Here is a 16,638-nt window from a genome sequence, read left to right as displayed (position 1 = left end):
AGGGTATCAAACCTCGTTACGATTAATGATGTTCTTTTTGTTACCTGCCTGGGGCTTGAGTAACGCCGCCGCCACACTGGTTGGCCAAAACCTTGGCGCAGGCCGGGTAGACAGGGCCGAGCAATCGGTATATCAAACCATAAAATATACCGTTGTTTTTTTAGGGATAGTAAGCGTATTGTTTTTAACCTGTGGCCATCTGTTCGCATCATTCTTTACCGATGATGATGGGGTGAAAAAAGTAGCCACCCGTTCGTTACAAATTTTAAGTGGGGGCTTTATTATTTTTGGAATGGGCATGATCTTCACCAGTGCCTTTAATGGCGCCGGAGATACCTGGACACCTACCAAAATAAATTTCTTTACGTTCTGGTTATTCCAGATCCCCCTTGCTTATTTATTGGCTAAATATTTTGAAATGGGCCCAACCGGTGTTTTTATCTCTATCCCCGTTGCCGAGATCGGTTTAACTATAGCCGCCTATATTCTGTTTAAGAAAGGCAAATGGAAGAAGACTTTGGTTTAGGGGAGATTATGCAAGTAGACGTGAAGTATCGCGTCTCTACGAGTGCTTTGTGTAGAGACGCGATATTTCACGTCTTGATAGAGGTTAGGTATGGGTTCGTTATTTAAAGCTCCGTATACATTTCTATCCAACGCAAATTATACATGGATGCTTATTTTTTTTCCAAAACAATCTCCTTCGCCTTATCTAACAACTCATCTTTACCGGCTTTTATACCGGCAATGGTTGGTTTTGCAACCACATCAATCTTAATACCTTTACGCTGCGTTTCGGTACCATCAGGATAATAGATGCCGATACCTGATATTAGCGTATAGATCCCACCTGGCAATAATATTGGTGAAACATCTCCATCGGCCCCTGCTGTGGTACTGCCAATTACCGTAACATTGGGCGAGCTCTGGAACGCCATGGTCGTAAACTCCGCCTGGCTTTGCGATTTTTCGTTCACAATAACTACCACCTTGCCCTTATAGGTTTCGTTTGCAGGCGGTATGGTTATCGATGCTCTGTAGGTGAATAATCCTGGTTGATAAATACTACCGCCGCTGGGCATAACAAAAGCCGACACATTGGTTTTTATATAAGCACCAAATGTATACGGCATAAAATCCGATGGATAGCACCGCATATCAATAATAATCCCCTTGGTACTATTAAAAAGCTGTTTTATTTCATACAGGTCGCTGTTATGGTAATTGCCGGGGTACAGGTACCCTATGTTGTTATCTAACAGGTAAAACCCTTTCTTAGCTGGGTCTTCTTTGTAGTTTACTTTAGCTATAGGTAAAGCCGGCACTGTCACCTTTTGCGCCTTACCATCCCGCTGGATGCTTAATTTTAACTCATGAGTATTACCTCTCAGTAAATAAGCCGAAGGCAGGTCTCTTAGCTGCGTTGAGTAATTTGATGCCGGGGTGTAGGGCAGATATTTCTTAATAAGGCCGGGTACGGGTTCGCCGTTAATGCTTTCAATTACATCGCCTGGTTTAACCAATTGCTTTACGTTAAGGGTATCATTATAATAACCGGTCACTACCAATTTATCTTCAATAAATTCCGCTTTAAATGGCACTGCGTTTTTACCCTTGTAATTGTCGAGGGTTGTGTACCCACCCCATATATTGGCATGGGTATCATGTACACGTGCTATTAACGCAAGGTTGTTCAGGGTGTAATCGGTAGCGTTTTTGGCACCCACGAATTTGGGGATACAATCCGCAAGTACATTATTCCAGTCCTCACCTATTAAATACTTATATGGGAAAAAGTATTGTATCATATTCCAGTATCGGTACAGGCTTAACAACCTATAACCTGCATCCGGGTATTTCATGCCGCCGTAAGCAAGTTCGTTGGTAAACTTGGGGTTGCTTAGTGGTGTCATGGCTATGTAGTAGCTATCGGTGAAGATCTTTTTATATAAAATACTATGCAGCTTATCTGTTAAAGTTTTACTCAGCACATTACCTGTAAACAATATTCCATATGATGGGGATAGCTTTATATCGTTTCCGCTATAAGGCGTGCAATCGGCGCATCTTTGCACTGTGCCAAACTTATCAAACCATTGCTCAAGCGCGATGCTTAAATCGGCGTTGTTTTTCGCTTTTAATACAGCAGGCATTACCCTGAATAGTTGTGCATCCATATTAAAATCACCCTTAATAACATTGGGATGATAATATTTCACAAAACCCCAAACCTGCCCTAAAGCCGTTAAATTTATAAGCTGTTGTTTGTTTAAAGTAACAGTATCTATTTTTGACCCAGAAAGAAATGCGGTATCCGCTTCTGCACCTAAAAGCTTCCTTTCTACAACGGTGGCTTTTTCTATGGGCTGGCCATCAATAAACAACTTCATGTTATCCACCCAGATCTTCCCGCCGCCAGCAAGCAATGCGCCGGCGTTTATGTTTATGGCCTTACTGCCATCATATGGTAGCTCAATGGTGTATTCCTGCCAGTCGGTTGTGCCTTTTATGCCCCTGTTTTGCATATTATCTAAAGCCAGAGGGTTTTGGGTACCATCAATACGCAGCCAAAGACCTGCGTAACCGTTGGTTACATTTTCGGTTTTGATGTAACCCCTTAGTTCAATTTTTTCGCCTTTAAACGTTTTAGGGATATAATAATTGATCACGCCAAAGCTGCCGCCATCGGCTATTTTCTCAATTGATAAAGCATACTTGCCTTGCTGCTTAACCAGGCTATCAACTTTAACCGGATAGTATATTGGCTTCCCCGGCTGGGAATTGGTTCTCCATCCGGCGGCCATACTTTTATCAGTAGTAAGCTGCTCCATATCGCCGTTAAATTTTACCTGTGATGTTGCCCGCCCGCAGCTCATAAGGGTTAACAGCGTGGCCGATAAGATAATAAGTTTCATAAATTGTGTAAGTATTATTGGTGATGGTATAACGGCAAAATACGTATTTTAATATCGACAGATCACACCAACTTTTATACTATTAAAACTTTTGCAACCTTTACAGCTTATTATTACTGATGAACAACTACGCCACCTTTGAGACCGAACTGCGTGTACGCCCTGATGATATAGACATGTTTCAGCATGTGCATAATAGCAAGTACTTTGATTATGTGCTTGCCGCCCGTTACGACCAGATGGAACGCTGCTACGGCATGGCCATGGAGAAATTTATGGAACGCGGCTTTGGCTGGGTAGTACGTACCGCGCATGTTGATTATAAGCGCGCACTCACCATGGGCGATTACTTCATTGTAAAAACAGGTATAGAAACCATTAATGATAAAGGCTGCCGCGTAGCGTTCACCCTAACCAACAAGGCTACCAAAAAAGTATGCTGCGACGGTTATTTTGATTACGTGATGATTGATATGGCCACCGGCCGGGGCGTTAAGGTGCCGGAAGATGTTATTGAGCATTACGGGATTTAATAATCGTATTTAGTAACTACTTATCATACTTTATAGCATCAGCCTTAATGGTAATCATGGCTGAACTTTTATCGTCGTAGTCAATTGATGAAAAGATAAGGCCATCAGCCCCTTGCTTTTTGGCTTCTTCAATAATATCCTTTTTTGCCCTTTCCATGTAACCCTGCAATTCCGGCGATTTAACCGCGAAATGGCCAATTACTTTATAGGAATGCTTTACATCCTTAGCAGCGTAATAACTATCTATGGTTTGTGTTGCAGGGTAAGTTGTACCCAAATAGTTTGGGCGGACAGTCCCGCAGGATATCATCAGCAAACAGGCAACAACAAGGCAAAAAAGTGAAGATACTTTCATAAGGTTTATATAAGGTGTTTATTATTCGACCTTAAAAAAGCTCCTTAGTTTAACTGTATCGGCACTTTTTCACCTCTTGATGGCCAATCACTTAACACGATGTGCCCCCTAAACAGACAGCATCGTATTAAAAATTCATGCTGTATCTTGTAGATACCCGCAGGTAAGGGTAGCGTTTGTTCACGTCGGGGTGTTCGTCATACTTCCCTCGCAAAAATAGGTAGCCCGGTTCGGCTGCAAGGGAGAGGCCGTTTTTGAAAGCATACCGCACCTCGCTGGTAACCGTATGCAAAAAGTAATGCGATTTATTGCCGTTTATGGTATATAGCCACCCACCCCGGTAATCAACACTGGCAAAAAATTTAGAGGCTATGTTTAACCCCGCCCCACCGTTAATACCAAACCCCGATGTATAATCGTAATTACGCCCGTTAGAGTTATAGGTATTGGGCACCGCCGCTAAAAGCACCGGGCCGGTGCCTACATTTGTATTGATAGTTATTTTCTTACTCATCTCAAAGGTAGAGTACAGGTTGGCCTTAACACTTTGCGCACCATAAAAGAAGGCCTCGTTGCTTAGGTAATCGTAATTGGCCGATAATATTACCACATGCTGCAGGTCTTTACCCGTTTGCAGTTCCCAACCTGCCAGCGAGCCATAAACACTCAAATTGTTTACCAGCGAACTATCGTCCCGGCCAACTTCAACGTTTATAAAAATATTACTGAACGGGGTGCTAAAGTCTTTATACCTGCTACCATACATCAGTTTGGCGCGGCCAAACCAACCTGTTTTGCCATTCGTTTTAACATTACCTGTTATACTGCTAAAGCGGCGCGCACCAATGTCGGCCTCCATAGATACCAGCGACGAGTCCCGATCGCGGGGGTTGCCGTAAACCTTGCCCCATTTACCATCAAGCAAACGGTTGAGGCCGTTCATAGGGTTAGCTAAAAAGGCGGCAACCTCTTCCATCTGCCTGCCAAAGCCGCGGTGGCGGTTATTTACAATTTTGTTAGACAGACGATAGCTCATCTCCCCTAATACAATGCCGCCAAAGCTGGTGTTTATAAAATCGTTAGGCGATGGTCGTTCGTTTTCGCCAAAGGTTTCCCAAAAATAGCTACCCGCCATGGCAGCAGGCGCCGATTGCCAGAAAGAGTACCCGTTTGAGCGGAACGCGCTAAAATAAAGGCTCCCCTGGTAAGGGTGCCCAAACTGGTTGGTACGAAAGATATCCTGATCCCACGACCAGCTCCCGGGGTTTAAGTTGCGCCATATGGTTGCGCCGGTTACATTAGAATAAGGTGCATGTGCTATAAACTTGCCATAACTAAAGGGTATGGCCTGTGCCAGGCCCCATTCGGCAGCTGCGCGGCCAAAACGTTTGGTAGTAGCGGGCACCGGGCCAAAAAAAGGTGTACGCGGCCCGCGGTATTTAACCTTGGGGATGGTATCTCCTGTAAGTCTCTGGGCATCCTGCGAGGTTTGGGAATAACCAATTGCCGGCGCCACTAATAAAAATAATACTATAAACTGCCGTGGTAAAAAATTCAATATGGTATGCTTTGATAAAGGTTAAGTCATCAACAATAATTCATTAAAATACTGTTAATGCAATAATTCTATAATGCATTTTGCCGTAAAATGGTTTTATAATATACGCACAATATTTATTTTATTATTTGTCGGCATCATACAAAACAAAAACACCTTTACGGCTTTATGTTATAAAGTTTTTTAATTTTGATTTGGAGCAATTTATTTAATTTATAATATACTTTTGGAGCCAACAGAAAGCACTTTCCAGGATATTGTTGAGATATCACCCTTTCCTGTTTATGTATGTACCGGCGAAGATGCAATAGTAAGTGTTGCAAATAGCGCTACTTTAAAAGCATGGGGCAAAGATCGCTCAGTTATAGGTAAACCATTTACCGAAGCCTTGCCCGAGATGAGTGACCAGCCCTTTTTGGGGTTGATAAAGAAAGTATATAAAACCGGCGAACCGTATTACACCAGTAATGACCGTGCCGATTTTTTAATTGATGGCGTTATACAAACCTTTTATTTTAAATTCACTTATCAGCCTATGCGAAATGCAGCGGGTGAAATATATGGCGTAGCATGCTTTGCTACCGACGTTACCGAACTTGAACGCGCCAAGCAAGCTGTTGAAGAAAGCGAAATGACGCTTTACAATCTGGTAAGGCAGGCACCTGTAGGCATCTGCATTATTAGGGCCGAAGACCTGATGATAGAAGTGGTCAATGATTCATACCTAGAGCTTGTAGGCAAAAACCGGCGCGATCTGGAGAACCGCACCATATGGGCTGCTATACCCGAGGCTGCCGACCTTTACGGCCCGATAATGAATGAAGTAATAAATACAGGAACCTCATTTGTAGCTAAAGAGGCCGAAGTTCTATTGATACGTAACAATAAGCCCGAAATACTATTTATTGATTTTGTATACGAACCTGTACGGCATTTTGATGGTTCCATAAACGCTATAATGGTTATTGCGATTGATGTTACCGACCAGGTTACAGCCCGCCGTAATATTGAAGATGTTGAAGAGCGCGGAAGGCTGGCTATAGAAGCGGCAGAAATAGGTACATTTGATTTAAATATACTAACCCAAATAACTGTTACATCCGACAGGTTTAACGCCATTTTTGGTTTTGATAAACCGATGCCCCGCAGAAAATTGCTGGATACCTTCCACCCGGAAGATCGCATTATTCACACACGTGCCCACGAGGAGGCTGATAAAACCGGCATCCTTTTTTATGAGTTGCGCATTATTCATCCCGACGAATCGGTACACTGGATCCGTACCCAGGGAAAAACATATTATGACAGCGATAATACCCCCGTACGTATGCTTGGCACCGTATTAGATATTACCGAATTTAAACGCCTGCAACAACAAAAAGACGATTTTATAAGTGTTGCCAGCCATGAGCTTAAAACACCCATGACCTCGCTTAAAGCATCAATACAGATCCTGGATAAGCTGATCAAAACCAATGGCAGCTCAGAAAAGATCCCGGCCTTTATAGAAAAGGCCAACCTCAGCTTAACCAAAATGCAGCACCTGATAGAAAGTCTGCTCAATGTATCAAAAATAACGGCCGGCCAGCTGGCGCTAAACAAAACTTATTTTAAAGTCGGCGATATGATAACCGAAAGCTGCGACCATGTACGCATGGCGGGCGATCATCGGCTTGTTGTAAGCGGAGATACCGATATAGACCTCTATGCCGACCGCAGTAAGATAGAGCAGGTAATTGTTAACCTGGTAAACAATGCGGTAAAATACGCACCCCAATCGCGCAGGATCATCATTAATGTTGTACGCCGTACAAAAACCGTAAAAATATCTGTGCAGGACTTTGGCGAAGGCATTGCTTACGATAAGATCCCCCACCTGTTTGAACGTTATTACAGGGTTGATTCTACGGGTGTGCAATATTCGGGATTAGGCCTTGGCTTATACATCAGTGCCGAAATTGTGGAGCGCCACGGCGGCAAAATTGGCGTTAACAGCGAAGCCGGTAAGGGCAGCACCTTTTGGTTTACTGTGCCCATAGATTAATTTAATGACCAACCTGTTATAGCTTATAACCTGTAATGGTGAGCCTGCCGGACCATTAACCATACGCATAAATCTTCCACAAGCGCAAACTGCCGTTCTTATTAGTCGGGGTTACTGTAAGATGATTATCTTAGTAATCTAAACACATCGGCATGAAACTTTTTGCCCACATTATGATAGCCATAGTAGCTATTGAGCATATTTATATTTTATGGATAGAGATGTTCGCCTGGACAACTAAAGGCAAAGCTACCTTTAAAAGCTTACCTGCCGAGTTGTTTGAGCAAACCACCTCGCTTGCAGCCAATCAGGGTTTATACAATGGCTTTTTGTCTGCCGGGCTCATCTGGTCGTTGCTTATTGGCGACCCGGTATGGAGCAAAAACGTGGCTATCTTTTTCCTGGGGTGTGTTACGGCTGCGGGTTTATACGGTGGTTTTACGGCAAGCAAATCAATTCTTGTAAAGCAGGCCTTGCCGGCTATAATTAGTTTAATAGCTGTATTTATTGGCTTATAAAAGGAACAGGGCTTTACGTAAGCGGAATTTTAAATGTAAAGGTAGTTTCCTGCATATTCGATATTACATCGAGTGTACCGCCATGGGCATGTGCAATTTCTGAAGCTATGTACAACCCAAGCCCCAGGCCTTGTTGATTAGGCACTACTTCGCCACGGGAAAATGGCAGGAAAAGTTTATCGCGTATGGCATCTGCAATCGGCTTGCCTTCGTTTGTTACACTGATAGTAAATTCTGTTTCGGTAGACGCCGCACTTACCGTTACGGGGCTGTCTTTTTTACCATGTGTAAGTGCATTACCCAATAAATTTGAAAGCACCTGCGAAACGCGTTTAATATCACTATTAACGCTTCCTTGTATTTCAAAATGAGTATTGATAACCTTGTCGGGCCATACTATAGCCAGTTCGGTTATTACATGGTTCAGCGCCTCTTCAACCGAGTCATCGTCGCTCCTGTTCAAGATAATTCCTTCGCCAAGGCGGCCGCGGGCAAAATCAAGAATGTTTTCTATCAGCGCCTTCATTCGGTATGATGAATTTTGCAGGATGTTGGCCAGGCGTTTTATGCGCTCATCGCCGGGAATCCGCAGCAGCATCTGGGCTACGTTTAAAATTGCCCCTACAGGGTTGCCCAGGTCATGCCCCAAAATGGCAATGAACTGGTCGCGCAGCTCGGCCGTTTTGCGTTCTTCTATCAGTTTAAGTTCTGATAAAGCCAGCCTGTCTTGCGCATCCAGGTGAAAAGCTATCAGATCTGCAAATAAACGGAACATCCCCATTATCTGGGTATTTTTTAAATGTGCGGGGTTAGGGTCGATAGCGCAAAGCGTGCCAAAAAAACGGCCATCCTTTAAAGTGATAGGGAATGATATATAGCTTTGAAAGCCATACATAGCCGGTGTATGATGATTAACGAAGTTTTCATCCCGGGCAACATGATCTATCACTACCGGGCTGCGGTGCTGACGGATCTCGTTACAAATGGTGGTTTCCAGCTTCAATTCGCTGCCGGGTACAAGCCCAAATGCTATTTCATCGCGCACGGCGCAGGTTATCCATTTATCATCGGTAACACGTGCAATAGCGGCAAACCCCATATTGGTAGTACGGCAAACAACCTCTAAAATAGAGGTTACGGCTTCAATGCGGCTTATAGCATCTATATCTGCCCGGATGTTTTCCAAATTGATTACTGTGAATAAAATTCTCTTACAAATTAACTGCTTTTTGTTGCAATTACAACTGCAAATTATAATTCGCTTATAAGTGATACGCCGCGTGTTAATAAAGCGTACCTTTGCAAAATTATTTTCTTTGAATAAAGTTTTCATCGACAATAAACATTACAATATCAATACAATGAAAAAAATTGTCGATTACAGGAAACTTTTAGGTGTTACAGAAGCTGCCGAACTGCAGGAATTAAAAACCACTTACCGCAGCTTAATGAAAGCCTGGCACCCGGATAAATTTCAGGACAGCGCCGAAAGCAAGCTGGAAGCCGAAGAAAAAAGCAAAACCATTATTGAAGCTTACCACTTTTTGGTAAGTATAGCGCCCGAAACCCGCGCCCAATCATTAGCAGAATATACGCTGACCACCTCTACTGCAGCCATTGTTGATTTTGAATTCAAATCGCAGGTGTTAAGAGTTGATTTTACCGACGGCAACTCATACGAGTATTTTGATGTGCCGCGCGCGGTTTACATTAAGCTGGTAAATGCCGATTCGCCGGGAAGGTTTGCACGCAGGCATATTTATAACGAATATGTTTACCGCAGCACCAGCAGGTTGGTAGCATCGGCCTAAGCCTAAAATGTGGTGCAGGTATGACATGGGTTTTCTGGCGGATATTTAAATTTGCCCGAAATCCCTTTTACACAAATGTTTAAAAAGCACCTGCTCCCCCTATTATTCTTACTCATTACCGCCAATTCTCTATCAGCGCAAACCGACTGGAAGCTAAAAGCAAACAGTGACGGGATTAAGGTTTATAGCAGTGATGTAGCAGGTTCAAAGTTTAAGGCTTTACGGGTGGAGTGCAATTTCCAGGCAACTCTGGCGCAGATAGTAACAATTTTGCTTGATGTTAAAACGTGTACCGAATGGGTTTATCATACAAAATCTATCACGCTGTTAAAACAACCCTCGCCGTCAGAGATCTATTATTACTCGGAAGTGAGCCTGCCATGGCCTACCAGTAACCGCGATTTTGTGGCCCACCTGATAGTAAGCCAGGATGAGGGAACCAAGGCGGTAACCGTTGATGGCCCCGCTGTTAATGGCCTTATACCGCTTAAAGATGGCATTATACGTGTAACCAACTCAAAGGGTAAATGGGTAATTACCCCACTGGGTAAGGACGAGATAAAGGTTGAATACACCCTGCATGTTGACCCCGCCGGCAGCCTGCCTGCATGGTTGGTAAACATGGTAGCATCCGAAGGGCCTACCCAGAGCTTTAAGAAGCTAAAATTACAGTTGAAGAAGCCGGAATATAAGAACGCGAGTTTATCGTTTATTAAGAATTATTAACCTATTTCTCCTTAGCGAACTATGCATAACCGATTGTATGTTCGCTAATAGATCCTTCGCGATGCTCAGGATGACAAAAAAGTATATCATAAAAAAGCCCTTCCAACTTTATCGTCGGGAGGGCTTTTTGTTATACAATTATTACTTATTGTTTTGGTTTGCCATCAGCATCCAGCTCAACAATAGGGTAACCCAACTTTTGCAGGCCGGGCAATATTTTCGCCTTATCGCCCACAACCAGTATTACCATATTATCGGTATTCAGATATTTTGCCGATAGCGCGTTAAGCTCGGCCGGGGTAATAGTTGACAGGATCTTGTTCTGCTCATCTGCATACGTAGGTTTCAGATCATACTCCTGTATACGTGAAAGGAACGCTGCTTTTTGTCCGTTAGTTTCGTACTTACGGGCATCACTCTGGCCTATTGATGTTTGGGTAAACTTCAATTCATCGGGCGTAATACCTGTTTTTTGATAATCGCGGATCTCTTTGATAAACTCATAAACCGAGCTATCTGTAGCGGTAGCCAATACACCTGCCGAAGCGGTAAAGTCGCCACCATATTTGCCCGAGCTGAAGCCCGAACGAGCACCGTAGGTCCAGCCTTTTTTCTCGCGCAGGTTAAGGTTGATGTGGCTATTGAATGCACCACCTAAAATGTAGTTGGCTATACCCAATTTGTAATAATCGCCGGTTGCATCATAGTTCAGCTTATCCAGGTAACCAATACGGATCTCTGATTGCGCCGCACCCGGGATATCTACCAGGTATAAGGTAGTTTTATCAAAGGCTTTACCTTCGGCCGGTGTTGGGATAGTTACTTTTTTATCGGCCCATGCGTTAAGGAAAGCCAGGTTGCCTTTTGCGGTACCTTCATTTACATCGCCCACAACAACAATTTGTGTTTGCGATGGGGTAAAGTATTTATCGTAATAATCCTGAACATCCTGCAGGGTAATTGCCGCCACTGTTTCTTCGTTACCACCTGTTGCGTAAGTACGCACGTTGTCGGTTCCGTAAAGTATTTTACTATAAACAGTGGATGCCACACCTGCTGGCTGTGTTTTAGCCTGTTTTAAACCTTCTATTGTTTGTTTTTTGATACGGTCTAAAGCGTCCTGCGTAAATTTAGGGTTAAACAATTTTTCCTGCAGCAAGGTCATTGTTTTAGGCAGGTTTTTAGTTAATGAAGATACATTGATGAACATTTCTTCGGCACCTGCAAACACACTGATGTTGCTACCCAGTTTATCCAGCTCAGAGTTAAACTGCTCGGCCGTATAGTTTTTGCTATCCTCGTTCATCATGCGTGCTACGATACCCGCCAAACCTGCTTTTGCAGGATTATTAACAGCATATAAGCCACCGCCTTTTATAGATATGGATATAGAAACCGACGGGATCTCGCTGTTTTTCGTGCCAATCATCCTGATACCATTAGGCGTAGTTGCTGTCCACATAGCCGGTATTTTAATTGCAGGGTTTGCACCCACGCCAGGCTTGGCTGCACGGTCAAAATTATCGGTAGCTTTTTTGTAGGTAAGGCCGTTGTAGCCATAATCAGGCGCTTTGTAATTGGCGGTATTTACGGTATAATTATCGGGCGCTACGGCTGCAATTGTACCGCCTTTTGGCAGCACGCTTAATATAACCGCAGGCTTACCTTTGATATATTTGTTGTATACACGCATTACATCCTCTTTGGTTACTGCCTGTATATCGGCCAGTTCGCGGCCAATTTGGTTAGGGTTACCGGTTAGGTATTGCGCCTGTGCAAGCTCAGATACTTTACCGCTAACGCTTGATAAGCCATTGATAGCGTTTGCTTCGGCACTTGCTTTAAAACGAACTAAAGCATCATCACTAACACCTGTTTTTTCAAACTCGGCCAGTGATTCGTCTACCAGTTTTTTAGCATCGGCCAGCGTTTGCCCCGGGAATGGTACCACGCGCATAGTGATCTCGCCTGCCAGTTCGGTATTTGATGAGCTCATTGATGCTTGCGCAGCCTTACGGGTTTTTACAAAGTTTTTGTAGAAGATAGAGTTACGCCCCTGGCCAATAATTTCTGACAAAGCGTCTAATGCCGACATATCTTTATCGTAGATCTTCACACCCGGATAGGTGATAGACATTAAAGGCAGTTTAGCATAGTTATCAGTATATGACACATACCTGTCTGCAGTTAAAACCGGCGTTGGGAACGTTGCATTTTTAACAACAGGCCCGCGCGGGATGCTGCCAAAATATTTGCTAACCCATGCCAAAGTTTGCTTAGGGTTTAAATCGCCGCCAATGGTGATGGTTGCATTATTAGGGCCATACCATCTTAAAAAGAAGTTCTTTAAATCGTTTACGCCTACTTTGTTCAGCTCTTCGATGTAGCCAATAGTTAACCACGAGTATGGGTGGCCGTATGGATAAAGGTTTTTAGACGTGTATTCGCTGGCTAAACCGTAAGGGCGGTTATCATAGTTCTGGCCGCGCTCGTTCTTAACGGTGGCACGCTGCACCTCAAACTTTTGCTGGGTAACGGCATCAAGCAAAAAGCCCATGCGGTCGCTTTCCAGCCAAAGCATTTTTTCTAATTGATTTGCAGGTACGGTTTCGTAGTAGTTGGTGCGGTCGCGGTTGGTAGAACCATTTAAAGTGCCACCGGCTTCGGTAATGATCTTGAAGTGGTCGCCGTTAGCAACATGGTCGCTCCCCTGGAACATCATGTGTTCAAAAAAATGGGCGAAACCCGATTTGCCTATTTCCTCGCGCGCCGAACCAACGTGATAGGTTACATCAACGTGTACAAGTGGGTCTGAGTGGTCTTCGGCCAAAATTACGGTCAATCCGTTCGGAAGCACGTACTTCTCATAAGGGATAACCAGTTCGGTGCCTTTGCGGATAACTTTCTCTACCAGCTTTGGCTGCGCAACCGTTTGGGCGTTGGCGGCTATCGCCATTACCGCAATACACTGTGCCAGTAATACACATTTTAAAGTTTTGTTCATATGTTTAATGTTAGGTCAGTTTTTTTATTCCGAAGCCATTTTGCAGGACTTCAGGAAAAACATAATATTAAGAAAATATAGCATGATTTAACACATCAGGCCTCAAATTTCAACCCAATGTAACAGATTTGTGACTGTATTTTTGGGTCAGTTAATCATTCGCTTTTATCCAGTTTGCGGATCACCCTTGCAGGGTTGCCAACTGCTAATGAATCATCAGGGATATCCTTGGTAACTACAGCGCCTGCACCAATTACACAGCGGTTACCAATATTAACACCCGGGCATATCACCGCCCCGCCCCCTATCCAGCAATCATCTCCAATGGTAACGGGTTTGGCATTTTCTTTACTGCGCCGGGCCACGGCATCTAAAGGGTGTGTGGCGGTATATATCTGTACCGCAGGCGCGCAGAAAACGTTGTCACCTATCTTCACCTCCATTACATCAAGCACCACGCAGTTAACGTTAAAATACACGTTTTCGCCGCAGGTGATATTATAGCCATAATCGCAATGAAAAGGCGGTTCGATGTACAGGCTTTTTGGCGCATTGGGGATTAATTGTTTCAATATGGCGGCTGTGCCTTCGCCAACAACATACTCATCAACGTTAAGCTGTTTTAATAGTTGTTTACAGTTTTTACGCTCGGTTGCCAGGGTTTCATCGTTTGCAATGTAGTATTCGCCCGTCAGCATTTTTTCTTTTTCGGTTTTCATAGGTTGTATTGCGTATACGCCAATATCACTAAAAAGTAATACTTTTCAAAGCTGTGTAACTAATGGCATATATGTGCCGTAAACCCTTAAGGTAACAACATTTAAATGTAATATATAGTTATTTGCGCGGTTAACGGGCACTATTGGCACTGCGCATACGTTTTAGGGTAACATTTGGCTTATTATTTGTATTAAACAATACGCCTATACATAACAGTATGAAAAAGAATATATTAACACTCGCTATACTTGCCCTTTTAAGCATCCCATCCACAACCTTTGCGCAAAAGCGTGAATGGGCCATGGTAAGCATGGATAAAGAAAAACCCGTTGAACACGTTAAAACCAACGACGGCAAATCGCCTTTTTGGGTTATAGTGTCCAACCAAAAGGAATTCCAGATAGATACACTTAGTGCTATCAAATACCTCGACCCGCAATGGATGAGCGCTGTAGATTTCCCGGATGATGACGTGGTGAAGGCCAAATACGGCAAAGAAGCGCCAAAAGGATTAGTAATTGTAACCATCGACGACAAAAAGTACCCAAATGCATTTGAAGCACTAAAAGACCACATGGCCTTTATAGATAACTATGAAGAACTGCCATTTTATGATTTTACCACATTGCCTTAATATTGTGGGTAGCAACATCAATAATGTTTAAGAGCATTTCATCATAAAATAAAAAGTAGCCCCCGCCCCTTCTGTGCTTTCTACCTTAATTTGGGTATCGTGGCAGCGCAAAATTTCGGCAACCAGGTAAAGGCCTATACCAAAGCCCGATATAGTTTTTATCTTTTCGTCCTTAACGCGGTAAAATTTGTCAAACAAGCGCTTCTGATCGGCTGGTTTTATACCTACCCCCTCATCCCTTACATAAATTTTAACATCATCATCATTTTTGATGCAGCCAATAGTAATATTGCCCCCTTTTGGCGAGTATTTTATGGCGTTGCTTAGCAGGTTAATTAATACCTGCCCAATTTTATCCCTGTCGGCAATTATCGTTATATCCATACAATCAACCACCTTAACATTGTGGGTTGATGTTAAAAATTGCGCGTCGCTTGCAATTTCTTCTATCAGGTCGTGTAATTGAAACTCTTCTTTAGTAATGTGGATCTTCCCTTCCTCCAACCTTGCAAGGCTCAGAAAATCCTGGATCATGGATGTCATTTTTTTTGCCTGTACATCTGCCCTTGTTAAAGCATTTGTTTTAAATGCGTCTTCTTCATTCTTTGATCTGGCAAGCAACACCTGTATGTAGGTACGGATAGATGTTAAAGGCGTTTTAAGCTCGTGGCTCACCATGGCTATAAAATCATTCTTCCTTAATTCTTCCTGCTTTTTCTCTGTTATGTCGCGCGCTATTTTAGACAGGCCGATGATATTCCCCTGCGCATCTTTTATAGGCGAGATGGTTAGTGATACATTTATTTTTTGATTGTATTTGGTAACACGCACGGTTTCAAAATGCTCTACACGTTCGCCATTTCTTAACCGGGCCAATATCATGGGTTCTTCTTCCAGCCTCTCAGGCGGCAGTAATTTTAATATTGACTGGCCAATCATTTCTTCGGCAGTATAACCAAATGTTCGCTGTGCCGAACTATTCCAACTGGTAACTATTCCCTCTGTTGTTTTGCTGATGATCGCATCTCCGGACGAATCGATAATAGCCCCAAGCCGGGCGCTTTTTTCGGCAGATAAACGGCTTTCTGTAATATCTAATACGGTACCAATAAAAAATTCAACCTGGCCAAATAAGTTAAAAGTAACTTTCCCCTGCGACCGTACCCAACGCTCGCTGCCATCATCAAAACGCAGTATGCGGCAACTCATATCATATGTGCCATCGCCTTTGGGGTCCATCGCCTGCTGTATCAGTTCTAATACATATTGTTTATCGGCAGGGTGCAGCTGCTTTGCAAACAATTCAAAATCCACCTTCACGTCGGTTGCAAGGCCGTATATTTCCCTGCATTCTTTCGACCATGTTAATTCGCCGGTTAGTGGTTTATAATCCCAGGTACCCAGTTTGGTAGATGAAACAACCATATCTAAACGCGCTTCAGATTGCTTAAGCCTGATGAGCATTTCTTTTATATCGGCATGTGTTAGTTCGGGCGGTACCCCTGTTTCATTATCCATTGATAGCGCGATGGTAAAGGTTAACTTCTAAATAATAAATTACTATGGTAAGATATTTATAGCATACACAATATACATATAAGTTGTAAAATTGTTGCATAGGCACTTAATAAAAAAGCAGGTACCGTTTCGGGTGCCTGCTTCTGCGTAAATTAATTATTAATAATACTTACAAAGTTGCCATATCAATCACAAACCTGTAACGCACATCGCCTTTAAGCATCCGCTCGTATGATTTGGTGATGTCTTTCATGTCAATGATCTCGATATCTGAAACAATGTTGTGCTCGGCACAAAAATCA

14 protein-coding genes and 1 pseudogene are annotated in these 16,638 nt (G+C 43.3%); 7 read left to right on the top strand and 8 right to left on the bottom strand.

Annotated elements, in window-relative coordinates:
• Nucleotides 1–526, top strand: a 526-nt coding sequence (locus WC615_RS17000; RefSeq protein ID WP_372979272.1) for an MATE family efflux transporter, incomplete at its 5' end; no start/stop codon positions are given.
• Between the two features lie 151 nt (nt 527–677).
• Here the strand turns inward: WC615_RS17000 and WC615_RS16995 are convergent.
• Nucleotides 678–2,915: a S41 family peptidase gene (locus WC615_RS16995; protein ID WP_372979271.1), complete on the bottom strand. Its 2,238-nt coding sequence runs from the start codon at nt 2,913–2,915 to the stop codon at nt 678–680.
• A 119-nt stretch (nt 2,916–3,034) separates the two neighbouring features.
• Between WC615_RS16995 and WC615_RS16990 the strand changes: the two genes are divergently transcribed.
• A complete protein-coding gene (locus tag WC615_RS16990) occupies nt 3,035–3,448 on the top strand; it encodes an acyl-CoA thioesterase (protein ID WP_372979270.1) in 414 nt (137 codons plus the stop codon).
• 16 nt (nt 3,449–3,464) lie between these two features.
• Here WC615_RS16990 and WC615_RS16985 read toward each other — a convergent pair whose 3' ends face one another.
• Entirely contained in the window at nt 3,465–3,803 is a 339-nt protein-coding gene (locus WC615_RS16985) for a hypothetical protein (protein ID WP_372979269.1), read from the bottom strand.
• 127 nt (nt 3,804–3,930) lie between these two features.
• A complete protein-coding gene (locus WC615_RS16980) occupies nt 3,931–5,361 on the bottom strand; it encodes a DUF3943 domain-containing protein (protein ID WP_372979268.1) in 1,431 nt (476 codons plus the stop codon).
• Between the two features lie 226 nt (nt 5,362–5,587).
• Here WC615_RS16980 and WC615_RS16975 point away from each other — a divergent pair, with 226 nt between their 5' ends.
• Together WC615_RS16975 and WC615_RS16970 are read left to right on the top strand one after the other, a co-directional pair.
• Nucleotides 5,588–7,405 carry an ATP-binding protein gene (locus tag WC615_RS16975; RefSeq protein WP_372979267.1) on the top strand — a complete coding sequence of 606 codons (1,818 nt, stop codon included), beginning with the start codon at nt 5,588–5,590 and terminating at the stop codon, nt 7,403–7,405.
• 152 nt (nt 7,406–7,557) lie between these two features.
• On the top strand, nt 7,558–7,923 hold the full coding sequence (locus WC615_RS16970) for a DUF1304 domain-containing protein (protein ID WP_372979266.1): 366 nt from the start codon (nt 7,558–7,560) through the stop codon (nt 7,921–7,923).
• A 13-nt stretch (nt 7,924–7,936) separates the two neighbouring features.
• On the opposite strand, the gene WC615_RS16965 is transcribed toward WC615_RS16970, so the two are convergent.
• Nucleotides 7,937–9,109 (bottom strand): ATP-binding protein, encoded by a 1,173-nt coding sequence (locus WC615_RS16965; RefSeq protein WP_372979265.1) that lies wholly within the window; start codon nt 9,107–9,109, stop codon nt 7,937–7,939.
• A 175-nt stretch (nt 9,110–9,284) separates the two neighbouring features.
• Between WC615_RS16965 and WC615_RS16960 the strand changes: the two genes are divergently transcribed.
• Both WC615_RS16960 and WC615_RS16955 read left to right on the top strand, forming a co-directional pair.
• Nucleotides 9,285–9,734, top strand: coding sequence for a KTSC domain-containing protein (locus WC615_RS16960; RefSeq protein ID WP_372979264.1), 450 nt, complete (start codon nt 9,285–9,287; stop codon nt 9,732–9,734).
• A 75-nt stretch (nt 9,735–9,809) separates the two neighbouring features.
• Nucleotides 9,810–10,460, top strand: a complete 651-nt coding sequence (locus WC615_RS16955; RefSeq protein WP_372979263.1) for an START domain-containing protein — start codon at nt 9,810–9,812, stop codon at nt 10,458–10,460.
• Between the two features lie 145 nt (nt 10,461–10,605).
• On the opposite strand, the gene WC615_RS16950 is transcribed toward WC615_RS16955, so the two are convergent.
• Nucleotides 10,606–13,464, bottom strand: a complete 2,859-nt coding sequence (locus WC615_RS16950; protein ID WP_372979262.1) for a M16 family metallopeptidase — start codon at nt 13,462–13,464, stop codon at nt 10,606–10,608.
• 155 nt (nt 13,465–13,619) lie between these two features.
• Nucleotides 13,620–14,183 carry a sugar O-acetyltransferase gene (locus tag WC615_RS16945; RefSeq protein WP_372979261.1) on the bottom strand — a complete coding sequence of 188 codons (564 nt, stop codon included), beginning with the start codon at nt 14,181–14,183 and terminating at the stop codon, nt 13,620–13,622.
• A gap of 218 nt (nt 14,184–14,401) precedes the next feature.
• On the opposite strand from WC615_RS16945, the gene WC615_RS16940 reads away from it, so the two are divergent.
• Nucleotides 14,402–14,818: a hypothetical protein gene (locus tag WC615_RS16940; RefSeq protein ID WP_372979260.1), complete on the top strand. Its 417-nt coding sequence runs from the start codon at nt 14,402–14,404 to the stop codon at nt 14,816–14,818.
• Between the two features lie 27 nt (nt 14,819–14,845).
• Here the strand turns inward: WC615_RS16940 and WC615_RS16935 are convergent, their stop codons facing one another.
• Together WC615_RS16935 and WC615_RS16930 are read right to left on the bottom strand one after the other, a co-directional pair.
• The gene (locus WC615_RS16935) at nt 14,846–16,336 is read right to left on the bottom strand and encodes a PAS domain S-box protein (RefSeq protein WP_372979259.1); all 1,491 of its coding nucleotides are present in this window, start codon (nt 16,334–16,336) and stop codon (nt 14,846–14,848) included.
• A gap of 169 nt (nt 16,337–16,505) precedes the next feature.
• Nucleotides 16,506–16,638 (bottom strand): annotated as a pseudogene (locus WC615_RS16930) (NAD(P)-dependent alcohol dehydrogenase); the annotation flags it as partial.

It is taken from the genome of Mucilaginibacter sp. (assembly GCF_041663085.1).
GTDB lineage: Bacteria > Bacteroidota > Bacteroidia > Sphingobacteriales > Sphingobacteriaceae > Mucilaginibacter.
Note: the sequence above shows the minus strand (reverse complement) of the source record. Positions and strands in the feature narration are given on the sequence as shown.

Excerpts from the sequence above, each read along its gene's own strand:
- WC615_RS16935 (WP_372979259.1), bottom strand. The coding sequence starts at position 16,336 with ATGGATAATGAAACAGGGGTACCGCCCGAACTAACACATGCCGATATA.
- WC615_RS16955 (WP_372979263.1), top strand. The coding sequence starts at position 9,810 with ATGTTTAAAAAGCACCTGCTCCCCCTATTATTCTTACTCATTACCGCC.
- WC615_RS16985 (WP_372979269.1), bottom strand. The coding sequence starts at position 3,803 with ATGAAAGTATCTTCACTTTTTTGCCTTGTTGTTGCCTGTTTGCTGATG.
- WC615_RS16970 (WP_372979266.1), top strand. The coding sequence starts at position 7,558 with ATGAAACTTTTTGCCCACATTATGATAGCCATAGTAGCTATTGAGCAT.
- WC615_RS16960 (WP_372979264.1), top strand. The coding sequence starts at position 9,285 with ATGAAAAAAATTGTCGATTACAGGAAACTTTTAGGTGTTACAGAAGCT.
- WC615_RS16990 (WP_372979270.1), top strand. The coding sequence starts at position 3,035 with ATGAACAACTACGCCACCTTTGAGACCGAACTGCGTGTACGCCCTGAT.
- WC615_RS16940 (WP_372979260.1), top strand. The coding sequence starts at position 14,402 with ATGAAAAAGAATATATTAACACTCGCTATACTTGCCCTTTTAAGCATC.
- WC615_RS16945 (WP_372979261.1), bottom strand. The coding sequence starts at position 14,183 with ATGAAAACCGAAAAAGAAAAAATGCTGACGGGCGAATACTACATTGCA.
- WC615_RS16995 (WP_372979271.1), bottom strand. The coding sequence starts at position 2,915 with ATGAAACTTATTATCTTATCGGCCACGCTGTTAACCCTTATGAGCTGC.
- WC615_RS16950 (WP_372979262.1), bottom strand. The coding sequence starts at position 13,464 with ATGAACAAAACTTTAAAATGTGTATTACTGGCACAGTGTATTGCGGTA.